This is a genomic window from Acinetobacter sp. ACIN00229 (genome assembly GCF_016106645.1).
GTDB classification, from domain to species: domain Bacteria; phylum Pseudomonadota; class Gammaproteobacteria; order Pseudomonadales; family Moraxellaceae; genus Acinetobacter; species Acinetobacter oleivorans.
The window spans coordinates 108,395-122,675 of the sequence record NZ_JADWOM010000007.1; the positions used below are offsets into that span (position 1 = coordinate 108,395).

The following is a 14,281-nucleotide window of genomic DNA, read 5'->3' on the forward strand; positions in this document are numbered from 1 at the left end:
AAGCCTTAACGTTTAAAAGTATTCATTATTTCGGCTGTCATGCTAACATGAGCGCACTATTTCATGCCACGTTGAAATCATGTCAATTGAAAAATTTAGCGTAGAAAAAGTTTTATCTGTACACCGCTGGACGCCAACTCTTTTTAGTTTCACCATGACTCGCCCTGCACATTTTAAATTTACGGCTGGGCAATTTGCGCGTATTGGACTGAAAGTTGGAGAGGAACTTGTTGTTCGTGCCTATTCGGTGGTGTCGTCTCCATTTGATGAAACGCTAGAATTTTTCTCGATTGTAGTGCCTGATGGTGCATTTACCTCAAATCTTCAACATTTGAAGGTGGGTGATGAGCTTTACTTAGAAAAAATACCTTATGGTTATCTTACTTTAGCTCGCTATCAACAGCCTTTACCGCATGATTTATGGTTATTGGCAACGGGTACGGGTTTGGCGCCGTTTTTGTCGATGCTACAAGACTTCGATACATGGTCTAAATATCAAAAGATTAATTTGGTCTACAGTGTCCGTACTGCAGCTGAATTAGCTTATGTCGATCGGATTCAAGAAATTGCTGAAACTTTTGGTGAAGGACACATCGGTTTTAAATTTATTTCAATTATCACTCGTGACCCATCAGCACAGTTACATGATCGTTTGCCAGTTTTGATTGAGAACGGTGAATTAGAAAAAGTTGCTGGTATAGAACTGAGCCCTGCAACAAGCCATGTCATGCTTTGTGGAAACCCAGAAATGGTAGATGACACGAAAGATGCTTTAAAGCGCTGTGGTTTGACGATGAATCGTCGAGGTGAGGGAAATATTGCAGTAGAAAATTACTGGTAACAAACGACAATTAAAAGAACTTTAAAATTATTTTTATGGATATGTTTATTAATGGACAAACATATCCATAAATTCACGAATTTCGGAAATTGCACTGTCTACATCGCTTGAAAGCCAAGTTGGTTCAAAAAGGCCTGCATAATGTTCCAAACGATCTTGAGGAACAACTAAGCGAACAGGGCAATCTTCTTCAAGTAAACGCCAAGGTAAAATTGGAACTTCATTGTCCAGAAAAATATTGATATTACGAATATCAACAATCATGGCGTTAATGCAGTCAGGAAATGGCATCACTGAAAACTCTTCAGTACGGCGACGAAAATACTCCAGATCACCCCACTTGAGTTCATAACTTGGTTTATTAAATTCAATAATACCAATCAGATGTTCATCTCTCGTCTGGTGTATATAACATTGATGTGTGACGTCAGTGTCGAGATCAAGAGTTACGTTTTGCTGACGATACATCATAAAATAGAGCAGCTTTAAAACTAGGGGGCTTATTATAGCCTATTTTATAAAAAGTAAGCGCTAAAACATATTGTATTACAAATGGGGAATAGACGAAGTTCGTGAATAAAGAGAAATTATTTTTAATTGGCTAAATTAATGTGTGCAAATTTTATACTGTTTTTATTATTTTAAAAGTAGAGTTTTGCAACTACAGACACCTTCCAATAATGCTTTTTCACACAATGCAACAAAGCAAATTGCTATGATGAATATAAAGTTAATGATAATAGAAGAGGGGAAAGAAGATGCATGACTTTTCAAAACCACCTCATGTGACGAGTCCTGAAGAAACTGCGAAAAAAAGAAGACTGCCAGTTTATATTTTAATTATTGTTGGGCTTTTTCTTCTTGCACTTATTGTCTATATGGTTGCTGACCACAACCAGACTCCTAAACAAGAAGGAGCATTTCAAAATGAGACCACACCACATGTAATTAAGGGTAGTTCTGATTTGAATTTAAAGACCTACACAGGGTAATAAGAGAATCAGTTTAACTTGATATCAAGCCTTTAGGTGTAAACCTGAAGGCTTTTTTGCAACCTTTTGCATCAATTTGTTGTATTTGTGCAGAAGTGTGTTGATTAGAAAATATTCAAAACATAATGTGAGATAGACCGCATTCATCGTCATTTTTTACAACGAATGGTGTTTCCTAGAGATAACACTGAAAAGAACATAACAATTGAGGACATAACAATATGAATGAATTTTTTGATGGGCCTCGCGGCGCTCAATTTGATGCGATGTATTACTGGGATCAGTTTCATCCTATCCTAGCTGCAGTAGTGATCTTATTGGTTGGTTGGATAATTGCTTTATTAGTAGCAGCAGGTGTGAAAAAGCTTCTACAAAAAGTAAATACCAATGCCAAACTATCTTCAGCTACTGGCAGAGCGCCAAATATTGAAGGTCTGATCTCCAAGGTTGTATTCTGGTTTATTCTGATTTTAGCTGTTGTTGCGGCTCTAAATGTGCTCAACATTAGTGGAGTGAGTGGCCCATTCAGCAACATGGTAAATCAGGTACTAGTCTACATTCCAAATATTATTGCTGCTGTGGTGGTGGGTTTTATTGGTTGGATCGTTGCTCGACTGGTGCGGGCAGGCATTACCAATGTTTTATCCAGAACCCAACTCGATGATAAGTTAAGCAGTGAAGTGGGTGTAGGTGGAATTAGCCAGAACATTGGTGAAATTCTTTATTGGCTTGTATTGTTACTTTTCCTTCCGATTGTTCTGTCAATATTAGGACTTACAGGCTTACTCATTCCAGTTCAAAATATGGTAAATGACGCCGTAGCTTTCTTACCAAATATCTTTATTGCTGGCGTTATCGTTTTTGTTGGTTATATCTTGGCAAAAATTGTACGCGGTATTGTTGAAGGTCTAGTAAATAGCTTAGGTGTTCAGGCTCAAGCTGAAAAAATTGGTCTTTTCAAAAGCTCTAATGTAGGCAAATTCTTAGGTTCATTTGTTTTTGCCATCATCATTATTACTACATTAATTGTAGCGTTCGAAGCGTTAGGTATTGAGACAATTTCTCAACCTGCGACAGCAATGCTAAATGAAATCTTGCAAGCAATTCCAAACATTATTGCGGCTGGTTTAATTTTACTGGTTGCTTATATTGTTTCTCGTTTTGTTGGCCGCTTAGTAGCTGAACTCATTGCAGGTACGGGTGTTGATGAAATTCCTGAAAAATTAGATGTACAACGCTTCTTAGGTCAAACTAAAGTTTCTAATGCAGTTGGCTGGCTAATTGTATTCTTTACTATGCTGTTTGCAGTATCTGAAGCAGCGGACCGTCTTGGTTTCGATCAAATCAGTGGTCTCATTGCAATGTTTATCCATTTCGGTGCAAACATTCTATTGGGTGCTGTAATTTTAGTAATTGGTTTCTGGCTAGCGAATGTTGTAGCGAATGTGGTGCAACGTGGTGAATATAATAGTTCGCGTTGGTTAGCTAGTTTAGTTCGTGTTTTAATTATTGGTCTGGTACTTGCGCTTGGTTTAAGAGCGATGGGTATTGCAGATTCAATTGTTAACCTTGCATTTGGTTTGACTCTAGGCGCGGTTGCCGTGGCTTTCGCTCTTGCATTCGGTTTAGGTGGTCGCCAACCAGCAGAACGACTTTTAACTGATTTACTTGATAAAGCGAAAAAAGAAGCTAATCAACCAAATCCTCTTTATCAACCGCCTTCTACTACGAGTAGTTCAGCTCCAGCTACAACTACGCCAACAACTACATCTACGCCAACAACGCCACCATCAACAGCTCCATCTGATGCAAAACCAGCAGATTCTGTACAGGTGAATCCAGCACAACCGCCAGTGAATAAACCGTTTGGTTCTACAGGCGAAAATGATGAAATTTAAGGGAATTAAATTAAATTTCAGATAAACAGTACAAAAAATCTTTGATTTTTGTGATAAGTTCGACCACTCTATATGAGTGGTCGAACTTTTTTGGCCGTTATAAAAACAAATAAGTGAGGAAAATACGATGAAGAAACCAGGTCGTTTTTTAGCACCGATTGTCATTGCCGGAATTACGGTAGGGTTTTTAGCAAGTGCTTATAAATTTGTATTTAGTAAGTCGGAAAGCTCAAAACAGACTACTTCTCAGCCACAAGATTCATCGAACGCATCAAGTAGTTCGAAAAACTCAAATTAGCTTATACATATTGGGCAGCAGCATAGGCAGAAGACCATGCCCACTGGAAGTTGTAGCCCCCTAAATGTCCAGTGACATCGAGTACCTCGCCAACAAAAAATAGCCCTTTCTGCTTTTTACTTTCCATGGTCTTAGAAGATACTTCTGTTGTATCTATTCCGCCTAAAGTAACTTCAGCGGTACGATATCCTTCTGTGCCAGATGGTTTAACTGCAAAGCCATGTAGCTGCTCGGCAATATGATCTAGCTGTGCATCACTGATATTGCCAATCGCTGTTTCGCTCTGTTCTGACCATATGAGTTGTTGTAACTCTTGGATAATACTTTTGGCAGTAAACTCATTAAGAAGGGTACGTAATAAAACTTTTGGCTGTGCTTTCTTTTTATCTTTTAAATAGGTCGCTAAATCTTGGCTAGGGAAGAAGTCAATTTTAAAACTTTCTCCTGAGTTCCAATAGTTTGAAAGCTGCAAAGAACTTGGCCCACTCAAGCCACGGTGGGTAAATAATAACGCTTCAGTAAAGCTATTTTTTGAGTTACTTAACGTCACATCCAAAGCATTACCACTTAAACGTGTGGTCACCTCTTTAATGTGATCTGAAAAAGTAAATGGAACTAAACCAGCACGGGTTGGAAAAACTTGATGTCCAAATTTTTGTGCTAGTTCATAGCCAAATCCAGAACCACCTAATGTGGGAATCGATAAGCCACCAGTGGCAATAATTAAAGAATCACAAGTGTAATGTCCTTGATTGGTGTTTAGTGAAAACCCACCTTGTTCTAATGGGTCGATTTGTCCAACTTCGCAATGGGTTTGAATATCCACATTTTTGGTTTTATTACACTCGCTCACAAGCATTTCTAAAATTTCTTTAGCGCCGTTTAGCGTAAATAATTGCCCGTGTTTACGTTCTTCATAGGCAATTTTGTAGTCACATACCAAACCGATAAAGTCCCAGTTGCTATAGCGTGACAAGGCAGAAATAACGAAGTGCGGATTATGAGAAATATAGTTATCAGGTTCGACATACAGATTGGTAAAGTTACACTTACCACCACCTGACATTAAAATCTTTTTACCAATTTTATTGGCTTTTTCTAAAATTAAAACCGAGCGCCCGCGTTTAGCAGCATGTGCAGCCAACATGAGTCCAGAAGCACCTGCACCTAAGACAATGACATCAACATGGCTGTTAGACATAAGAGATTCTCGATTAATCTTGAAAATTAAAAAGGGGCATATACTATCATGCCGAGCCTTAGTCATGCTAAAGACATTTATCACTCTGGTGAATAAGGCATCCTAAATATTTGTGAGTCAGTAGCTTGGTTTATTTCTTATATCTGCTTGTAAGCCACCAGAATGAATTGCCAGAATGCGAGTTCCTTCAGGGAAGTAGTTGTTTTTGATAAGGTCAAACAGACCGAACATCATTTTTCCCGTATAGATCGGTTCAATGGGTATAGCGTATTGTTCTTCGAAATTTTCTATAAATGCCAGTAACTCAGGTGAAGTTTTCGCATAACCACCGCAGCAATAAGCATCTGTCAGCGACCAATTCTGTTTTTTAGTCCACTGCTGAATCTCTTGTTGTAGAAAGTCGCCTTTTAATGCTGAAAATCCTAGAACCTTTTGATGAGAAGCACTTTGTTCAATTAAGCCCGAAATCGTGCCTCCAGTTCCAACTGCACAACAAATGACATCATAGTTTTGTAAATCGCTTTGACTGAGAATTTCCTGACATCCTTGTACTGCTAGCTCATTAGAACCACCTTCAGGAATAATGAAAGTTTCAGGAAATTGATTGTGTAATTGTTGAAGGTAATTTGCACCATCCCTCAAGCGATATTCAGTGCGCGAAACAAAATATAAATGCATTCCTAAACTTTGAGCTTTTGCCAAGGTTGGGTTAAGAGGCTGGGTTGCTAATTCTTCCCCACGAATAATGCCTATACTTTTAAAGCCAAAAAGATGAGCTGCATACGCAGTTGCGGCAATATGGTTTGAATAAGCCCCACCAAAAGTCAAAACGCGTGATAATTCTTGTTGCTGTGCCTCAAGTAGATTGTATTTTAGTTTGAAAAACTTATTCCCCGAGATTTGAGGATGAATTAAGTCTAACCGCTTAATATCGAGATGCAGGGGATAGGGAAGTTGAATATGTTGATAAGGAACCGATTGAGTAATGTGATCAAACATTAGAAATTGAGAAAATAATGATTGATCACATTGTAACTTTTTAAATAGAACTTTAAAAAGCTGTTTAAGAATTTGTATCGACAGAAGTAACCACTGACATGCCAGGACGTAAGTGTTCCATTCCTTCCTGATTCGGATCAATAGTAATGCGTACGGCAATTCGTTGAACAACTTTGGTAAAGTTACCTGTCGCATTGTCAGGTTTTAATACACTGAACTCGGAACCCGCAGCAGGTGAGATCTGCTCAACATGTCCTGTAAATTTTTTGTGTTTCATCGCATCGACTGTAAACCATGCCTTCTGACCAATTCGCATATTGGCAATTTGGGTTTCTTTGAAATTGGCAATCACCCAAGTTTGCTGTGGAATGAGGTAGAGTAACTGTGAGCCTGCTGCTACATATTGCCCAACACGAGGGTTAACTTCACCAAGTTGGCCATCCATCGGAGCAACAATAACGCTATAGTCTTTGGTGGTTTGTGCTTGGTCTAACTGTGCTTTAGCACTTGAAACTTGTGCTTCTAAACCCGCTTCTGCAACTTGTGCTGTTTTAAGTGCTTCATTTGCAACTAATACGTTAGCTTCTGCTTGTTTAAGTGCTGCAAGATTATTTTCAGCATCTGCTGCGGCTTTATCTTGCTCAGATTTAGAAGCTGCGCCACTATTTCCTAGCTGTTGATAGCGTCTAAGCTGGGCTAATGAAAGTTCATATTGAGCTTTGGCTTGATCCACTTTGGCTTGTGCCGCCACAATGTCAGCTTGTTTCTGGGCTATGGATTGCGTTTGATTGGCTAAGGTATTTTTAGCTTGCTCAACACCAGAAGCTGCTTGCGTTACTTTTTGGTCGTAAGTGGTTGCATCAATATGCATGAGCACTTGACCTTTTTTGACATGATCAAAGTCTTTAACGACTACATCTTTAACGTAACCATTAATTTGTGACGACAAAATCGTGGTTTTACCTTTGACATAACTATTGTCAGTTTGCTGAACACTCGTTGCAAACGGCCCGATTCTCCAAGCCCATAAAATCACTAAAATACCGACAATAAGAACACCTAACATCCATAACAGTGTTGAGCGTTTTGTCGGAATCAGTTTACTTGCAGGTGCAGGTGCAGGTGCAGGTGCAGGTGTTGGCTCGTTGGTAGGTGCCTGAGCAGGTGTTGGTTCCGGTTTGTTTTGATCATCTGGCATATATCAATCTCAATTTCTATTTCATCAAATACGAAAGCCATTAAGGACGGCTAATTCCTCTGCGTTGTAGATATTTACTACGTGCAATATTAAATCCACCCCATAAGAGTAGGGCGACGGCAAAAATACCGTTTAAAGCAATAACATCATTGTAGGCACGCACTTGGGCTTCACGAGTGACCACTTGATTAAGTGAGCGCATGGATTGAGCTGTTTGTAATGCTGGGTCAGTAGTGGTGATGGATGCACTACGCTGATAGGTGGAGAGCCTTTGAGAAACTAATGGATCGGATTGTTCTAAATCTTTAATAATCTCGACTTGATAGTTTTGCGTGCGGTGTTGTTGATAGGTCGAGAAGAAAGAAGACCCGACCAGACCACCAAAGGTTTGAGTTGCTGAGAACAGCACAATAAAAGTCACCACATAGGAAGGACCTTTAGCCAAAGTTTGGGCAAAACCAATCAGAAGTAACGGCCCAATAAATAGACCACCAGCAAAACCGACTAAAAACTGACTTGCAAAGAAATTCACAGGTCGAACATCACTGGTTAGGTGATAATCTAGTCCACAAGCAACCAGAATGAGGAACTCTGCAAAAAGTAAGTGAAAGATAATTCGTTCGCGTGAAAAAGTAAGTGCACTAAAAAGTGTTCCGCTTAAAATCCCAACCAATATGACAACATAGAGGGGTACAAATTGGTCAGGACCCATTCCCATGGCTTTTAAGAAATTAACAGCAGCGTAGCTTTGTTCAGACATTAAAAGTCGAATAGCAAAAGCACCAAAAATGAAACGCAAGGTTGAAGAGGCGCCTAGCCAACGTGTCATAATTAATGGATTGGCGCGATAGTGTTCATAGAGCAAACCTAAAACAACTAAGCTAAAACCTGCAATCAAGACGTAAGCGAGCCATTCACTATTAAACCACCATAAAATTGGGCCTTGCGTGAGCACAATACATAAGCAGGCAAAACCTGGAGCCAGTAAAGCAAAGGTAAAGAAATCTTGCTTCTCAAAAACATAAATTCGTAAGCTACGTGGTAATTTCAATGAAACAACCATCGCTAAACAGCAAAGTGCTAAACCTAGCTCAAAGGTATATAGAACAGACCAACTGTCTGTACTGACAAGAAATGGAGAAATAATCCAAGCGAGGGGAACCCCTAACTGCTGAAAACCGAAGGCGATATATATACCTTTTGCCATATCTGCTTTTTTAAAAGCTTGCATGGTGTAATACATACCTAAAGAGCTGAGAGGTGCTCCTGCTAAACCTGCAACAACCCGAGCGAATAGTGCCATTTCATAGGTGTGTACAAAAATATGCAACACAAGCACGGCAATAAAAATGACAAGCCCTATTTCTGAAAATACTCTCAGGCCATACTGTTGTCTGGCTTTAAACAAAATCAAGTTTGAGCTGACATTTGCCATGACATATGCCGCAGGCAGCCAAGCAGCTTCGGAAGGCGTCAGGCCATATTCACCTTGGATTAAGGGTAAATTTGCCGTAATAAAACCATTACTTAAGCTTGCCGATAGCGCGATGAATAAACCAATAAAAAAGTAAATAAACCGCTTAGGTACAGAGTGAGCAATAGCTGCTGGTGAACCGGGTAGAGTCGGTTGCTCTTCTGGTGTCCAGTCGGGTGGTGTTTCTAAATAACGAGGCGTTTTACTCATTCTATCCCTCGAATTTTTTGTATTTGAATACCATGAAATAGTAATTCAATTGCTCGTTTTGCTAAGCGAGTCTGTTCTTCTGGCTCATGTCCTTGAAATGAAGAACCCAACATTGCAGTGACCATTGCATAGTCATTGGCAGTGAAATCAGCTCGGCACAATTTTTGTTCTATCGCATTTTCAATCAGTGGGTTAAGTGCATTATTTCGCCGTTCATAAATTTTTAACATAATTGGGTCTTGTCGATCAATTACTCTCCAAAAATCTTGCAAAATTGCGAGCTTGGGAAGTTGCCCAATATGTCCTTCAATTAAACGAAATAAACCGTCCTCGAATTGTTGAAAATGAGCTGCTTTTTGCTCTAGCTGTGTAATCGCACGCTCTAGAAGCGCGCTAATTAAAGCCTTGCGATCACAAAAGTTGCGGTAAAAAGTTGCTCTGCCAACACCAGCGTGGTCAATTACAACTTGTAAGGGAACATTAATGCCATGAATACGAAAACATTCTTCGGCTGCATTGAGTAATTCATCCCGATTTTGGGCAGCAATTTTTTGACGTTTACTCATGTCATCGATTGGGGAGTTTCAAAGGTGATATATTTAACGGACATTTTTGTCCGTTGTGAAGATATAAATTGTAAAAACATGAAAATTCAATTTTCATCATTTATATCTTCTGCATTTTTATATGCGTCATAAAAAACTGTTAGAATACCGCGCAATTGCGTGATGCTAGGTCAATACAATGTTTGAGTCCCTTATTCCTCTTTTTTCAATTGCGATGGCATTGATGCTTGGAGCAATAAGCCCTGGGCCAAGCTTTATTTATGTAGCGCAAAATTCGATTTCTAAATCACGTAAACATGGCTTGTTTACAGCGTTAGGAACAGGAACGGGCGCAGCTCTGTTTGGCCTATTAGCTGTTATGGGGTTACAAGCAGTTTTATTGGCAGTGCCTTCTGCTTATTTGATTTTAAAAATTGGTGGTGGGCTGTATTTGCTTTGGCTTGCTTTTAAAATTATTAAACACGCCAAAGAGCCAATTGCCATGGAAAATGATGGCAAATCAAAAATGACCTATAAACAGGCATATCGTTATGGTCTTATTACGCAGTTAAGTAATCCGAAAATTGCAGTCGTGCTAGCCAGTGTATTCACTGCTTTGTTGCCAAAAGAAATCCCAAATTATTACTACGTCGCATTACCAGTGATTTGTTTTATGATTGATGCTGGTTGGTACTCATGTGTGGCAATGCTGCTCTCTTCAGAGAAGCCTAGAACGATGTACTTAAAAGCAAAAACTGGCGTTGACCGAGTCGCTGGAAGTATTGTGAGTGTATTAGGCTTAAAGTTAATTTTCTTCAAATGATAAGTCTTTAATTAAAATATCTAAAAAATCCAAAGCCAGCTATTTATAGTCTGGCTTTATTTTTGCGTAAAATATATACAAATTGAAATATCTTTTTTAGCACTTAAACACTTTAAAAGTGGTAACTTAATAAATAAAACAAAAAGAAATGAGGATCACGTTATGAAAAAACTAATGGTGAGCATTTCTGTAGTTTTTCTCATTTTAACTACAGGATGTGAGATGAGAACAATGAGCAAGCAACAGCCAGCAAATGAGAGGACCATGAGTATTGTGGGTACTCCGGTTCATGAAAAGGATTATAAAATTTCCGATATACAAGTGAATAATCATGAGCAAGCTAACTATTAAGTTACTTGCTGGATGTGCAACTTACTGTATTTTGAATATGGTAAATGCATGTGAGCCTGCTTCTTTAGATTGGAAACTTTTTCAGGAAAAATATGATTTAAATCATGATGGCATGTATAGCCTAAAAGAATTTCAACGTGTTGAAGATTTCTATCCTTACAACTGGCCGAGCGATAAACGTTTTCAAGGTGAAAACAAGCAAACAGAGCTATTTCATTATCTAGATGAAAATAAGAACGGTTATTTAACAAATGAGGAGTTAGGAAACATACATGTTTTATTTAATAACCCTTGTGAAGGCTGGCCGTGGTCATAATTTGAAAGCACTGGCTTCCTAAGTTTATTTAATATTTTAATTCACTCAGTTTTGATATTTCAAAAATAAAAAAGCTTCCAATTTAGGAAGCTTTTTTATTAAGACAGATTAAGAAACTTTATCGCCTGGTTTCGCGCCTGTATCTGGAGAAATAATGAAAATACCTTCACCATTTCCAGCAGCAAGTACCATTCCGTTTGAAATACCAAAACGCATTTTACGTGGTGCAAGGTTAGCCACCATGACGACCAATTTACCTTTTAAATCTTCTGGTGCATATTGGCTACGAATACCACTGAATACATTGCGTGGTTCAGCTTCACCAACGTCTAACGTCAGTTGAAGTAACTTATCTGAACCTTCAACTGTACCTGCTTCAACAACCTGAGCAACACGCAAGTCAACTTTTAAGAAGTCTTCGATACCGATAATTTCAGCTTCACCCACTGCTGGAGTAGGGGCAGCTTTTTTCTCTGCCGCTTTGTCCTTTTTCGCCGTTGCTTTAGTTGCTTCTGGAGCAGGAGTACCTAAAGACTCTTTAGAAGCATCCACCATTGCGGTAACAGCTTTGGGATCAACGCGCTGCATGAGCGGTTGGAACTGTGCAATCTCGTGGCTTACAAGAATTTGTTTACGTGATTCGAAATTAAAACTTTCAAGTTTTAAGAAACCTTGAACTTGCTCAGCCAAAGTTGGAAGAACAGGAGCTAAGTACACTGCTAATTGACGGAATAAATTGATACCAACCGAGCATACATCAAGAACTTGTTGCTCTTGACCTTCTTGTTTAGCAAGTGCCCAAGGTTTTTTCTCGTCAATATATTGGTTTGCACGGTCAGCTAGCGCCATGATTTCACGAATAGCCAATGAGAATTCACGTGCTTCATATGCGCTAGCGATTGAATCACCTGCATCAATAAAGCTTTGTACCAATTCAGGCTCTGCACATTCAGCAGATAAAGTATTGTTAAAGCTACTGTTGATAAATTTAGCGCAACGGCTAGCAATGTTGACTACTTTACCGACTAAGTCAGAATTTACTTTTTGAATAAAATCATCAAGATTTAAATCAGAATCTTCAACTTTATCTGAAAGTTTAGAAGCAAAGTAGTAACGTAAATATTCTGGATTCAAATGCTGTAAATAAGTCTCTGCTTTAATAAAAGTTCCGCGAGACTTAGACATTTTTTGTCCGTTCACAGTCAAGAAGCCATTTACAAACAGACCAGTTGGAGTGCGATAGTTTGCACCATCTAACATTGCAGGCCAGAACAATGCATGGAAATAAACAATATCTTTACCAATGAAATGGTAAACATCGTTTTGGCTGTCTTTTTTCCAGAAATCATCAAAGTTTAAATCTGGACGTTTCGCTTTGATGTAATTTTCAAAACTAGACATATACCCGATCGGGGCATCTACCCATACGTAGAAGTATTTATTAGGCGCATCTGGAATTTCAAAACCAAAGTATGGCGCGTCACGAGAAATATCCCAATCTGCTAAACCTGCTTCAAACCATTCATCCAGTTTGTTTGCAATTGAAACAGGTAAGCGACCTTCATCACGGGTCCATTTCTGTAAATACTCAGCAAAGTTCGGTAGTTTAAAGAAATAGTGATCTGAAGATTTTTCAACTGGTGTTGCACCACTTAAAGTCGAGCGCGGGTTAAGTAACTCAGTTGCATTATAGGTCGTACCGCAAACTTCACATGAGTCGCCGTATTGATCTTCTGATTTACATTTTGGGCATGTACCTTTAATGAAGCGGTCAGATAAGAACATGCCTTTTTCTGGATCAAATAATTGAGTTACAGGACGAACTGCAATATTTCCAGCTTCACGGTTTTTAATGTAGATATCTGTTGAACGTGCTTTATTGGCATCGCTATGAGTTGAATCATAGTGATCGAAATGTACGCCAAAACCGTCAAAATCACGAATGTGTTCTTTCTGAACGTTCGCAATTTGCTCCTCAGGGCTAATACCGTTTGCCTCAGCACGTAGCATGATGGCAGTACCATGAGCATCATCCGCACATACATAAGTCACATCATGACCCATTGCCCGCATGGCACGAACCCAGATATCTGCCTGGATGTAACCGAGTAAATGACCCATATGAATTGGACCATTAGCGTAAGGAAGGGCATTAGTGACTAAAATTTTACGCACGGATTTCATTCTCTCATTCGTATTTATAAGGTGGAAGATTTTAACTGATGAGCGAGGATAAGCAAAGATTAATAATCTTTGCCCGACTGCAAGACGAGAGCTGTGCTTGAGTGGTGGGATAAGCAAAGGTTAATATTTTTGCCCAAGCGCAAGGAGAGAGCTGTTCTTGAGTCGCGGGATAATATCTTTGTTGGGCAACAATGAGTATTCGTAAAAATCGGGTTTTAATTGCGAAGTTATTTCTCTTTAGAACAGATAAACAAATCGAAAAATATTTGAATCTTCCTGTATTGTCTTTGTTTCAAATTGCAGTTACGGTCAGAAAACAAGCCATAACGATGTATAACTAATAACTTATTCAGGTAATTTTTTAATTAACTACGAGGATAACAACGATGACTACTGAAAATAAATTAGATGATTTAAAGGCAAAAGCGGCAGATGCAAAAGTTCAAGGTGAAAAAGCTTTGGATGATTTAAAGGAAAATGTAAAAGAGAAACAAGCTGCTGGTAAAGAAGCAGTTGAAGATACAGTAGACAAATTAAAAGCAAAAGCGGCAGATGCAAAAGCTCAAGGCGAAAAAGCTTTGGATGATTTAAAGGAAAATGTAAAAGAGAAGCAAGCTGCTGGTAAAGAAGCGGTTGAAGATAAGGCAAGTGATTTGAAAGGCAAACTTGAAGATGCTCAGCACACTCTGCAAGACAAGTTCGATCATTTACGTACTGAGGCAAGCCATAAACTTGATGATGCCAAAGCTAAGGCAGCAGAGTTAAAAGATGAGGCTGCAACAAAATTTGATGAGTTAAAAACTCAAGCAACAGCAAAATTTGACGAGTTAAAGAAAACAGCAACTGATAAGTTAAATAAATTGAAAAACCATGATTCTGCTGAATAAGCTGATCTAAACTAAAATCTGCACTCCTCACCTAAAAGATGAGATTGTAAGTGAGTAATTATTC

15 protein-coding genes are annotated in these 14,281 nt (G+C 38.9%); 8 read left to right on the forward strand and 7 right to left on the reverse strand.

Features of this window, described 5'->3' with window-relative positions; all coding sequences use genetic code 11:
- Positions 1–79 precede the first annotated feature (79 nt).
- A complete protein-coding gene (locus I7H67_RS08340; RefSeq protein WP_198307567.1) occupies positions 80–841 on the forward strand; it encodes a ferredoxin--NADP reductase in 762 nt (253 codons plus the stop codon).
- 48 nt (positions 842–889) lie between these two features.
- Here I7H67_RS08340 and I7H67_RS08345 read toward each other — a convergent pair whose 3' ends face one another.
- Complete coding sequence (locus I7H67_RS08345) at positions 890–1,309, reverse strand: hypothetical protein (RefSeq protein ID WP_171056780.1); 420 nt, start codon at positions 1,307–1,309, stop codon at positions 890–892.
- Between the two features lie 290 nt (positions 1,310–1,599).
- Between I7H67_RS08345 and I7H67_RS08350 the strand changes: the two genes are divergently transcribed.
- The 3 genes from I7H67_RS08350 (at position 1,600) to I7H67_RS08360 (ending at position 4,029) form a co-directional block, all read left to right on the forward strand.
- Positions 1,600–1,833, forward strand: a complete 234-nt coding sequence (locus tag I7H67_RS08350) for a hypothetical protein (RefSeq protein ID WP_005302983.1) — start codon at positions 1,600–1,602, stop codon at positions 1,831–1,833.
- 221 nt (positions 1,834–2,054) lie between these two features.
- Complete coding sequence (locus tag I7H67_RS08355) at positions 2,055–3,731, forward strand: mechanosensitive ion channel (RefSeq protein WP_198307568.1); 1,677 nt, start codon at positions 2,055–2,057, stop codon at positions 3,729–3,731.
- A 127-nt stretch (positions 3,732–3,858) separates the two neighbouring features.
- Positions 3,859–4,029: a hypothetical protein gene (locus tag I7H67_RS08360; protein ID WP_004794296.1), complete on the forward strand. Its 171-nt coding sequence runs from the start codon at positions 3,859–3,861 to the stop codon at positions 4,027–4,029.
- 1 nt (position 4,030) lies between these two features.
- Here the strand turns inward: I7H67_RS08360 and I7H67_RS08365 are convergent, their stop codons facing one another.
- From I7H67_RS08365 to I7H67_RS08385, 5 genes are all read right to left on the reverse strand, one after another.
- Entirely contained in the window at positions 4,031–5,230 is a 1,200-nt protein-coding gene (locus tag I7H67_RS08365) for an NAD(P)/FAD-dependent oxidoreductase (RefSeq protein WP_198307569.1), read from the reverse strand.
- Positions 5,231–5,347: 117 nt separating this feature from the next.
- Complete coding sequence (locus I7H67_RS08370) at positions 5,348–6,229, reverse strand: 1-aminocyclopropane-1-carboxylate deaminase/D-cysteine desulfhydrase (RefSeq protein WP_198307570.1); 882 nt, start codon at positions 6,227–6,229, stop codon at positions 5,348–5,350.
- A gap of 64 nt (positions 6,230–6,293) precedes the next feature.
- Complete coding sequence (locus I7H67_RS08375) at positions 6,294–7,427, reverse strand: HlyD family secretion protein (protein ID WP_198307571.1); 1,134 nt, start codon at positions 7,425–7,427, stop codon at positions 6,294–6,296.
- A 40-nt stretch (positions 7,428–7,467) separates the two neighbouring features.
- Positions 7,468–9,111, reverse strand: a complete 1,644-nt coding sequence (locus I7H67_RS08380; protein WP_151767765.1) for an MFS transporter — start codon at positions 9,109–9,111, stop codon at positions 7,468–7,470.
- Positions 9,108–9,677: a TetR/AcrR family transcriptional regulator gene (locus I7H67_RS08385; RefSeq protein WP_192836462.1), complete on the reverse strand. Its 570-nt coding sequence runs from the start codon at positions 9,675–9,677 to the stop codon at positions 9,108–9,110. Before I7H67_RS08385 ends, I7H67_RS08380 begins: the two co-directional genes overlap by 4 nt.
- A gap of 178 nt (positions 9,678–9,855) precedes the next feature.
- On the opposite strand from I7H67_RS08385, the gene I7H67_RS08390 reads away from it, so the two are divergent.
- The 3 genes from I7H67_RS08390 (at position 9,856) to I7H67_RS08400 (ending at position 11,146) form a co-directional block, all read left to right on the forward strand.
- Positions 9,856–10,479: a LysE family translocator gene (locus I7H67_RS08390; protein WP_013198835.1), complete on the forward strand. Its 624-nt coding sequence runs from the start codon at positions 9,856–9,858 to the stop codon at positions 10,477–10,479.
- 162 nt (positions 10,480–10,641) lie between these two features.
- On the forward strand, positions 10,642–10,830 hold the full coding sequence (locus I7H67_RS08395; RefSeq protein ID WP_005302999.1) for an NF038215 family lipoprotein: 189 nt from the start codon (positions 10,642–10,644) through the stop codon (positions 10,828–10,830).
- The gene (locus I7H67_RS08400; protein WP_004794282.1) at positions 10,811–11,146 is read left to right on the forward strand and encodes a hypothetical protein; all 336 of its coding nucleotides are present in this window, start codon (positions 10,811–10,813) and stop codon (positions 11,144–11,146) included. The genes I7H67_RS08395 and I7H67_RS08400 overlap by 20 nt, the downstream gene beginning before the upstream one ends.
- Positions 11,147–11,254: 108 nt before the next feature.
- Here I7H67_RS08400 and metG read toward each other — a convergent pair whose 3' ends face one another.
- A complete protein-coding gene (metG, locus tag I7H67_RS08405; protein WP_198307614.1) occupies positions 11,255–13,321 on the reverse strand; it encodes a methionine--tRNA ligase in 2,067 nt (688 codons plus the stop codon).
- Positions 13,322–13,716: 395 nt separating this feature from the next.
- On the opposite strand from metG, the gene I7H67_RS08410 reads away from it, so the two are divergent.
- On the forward strand, positions 13,717–14,217 hold the full coding sequence (locus I7H67_RS08410) for a hypothetical protein (protein ID WP_013198830.1): 501 nt from the start codon (positions 13,717–13,719) through the stop codon (positions 14,215–14,217).
- Positions 14,218–14,281 lie beyond the last annotated feature (64 nt).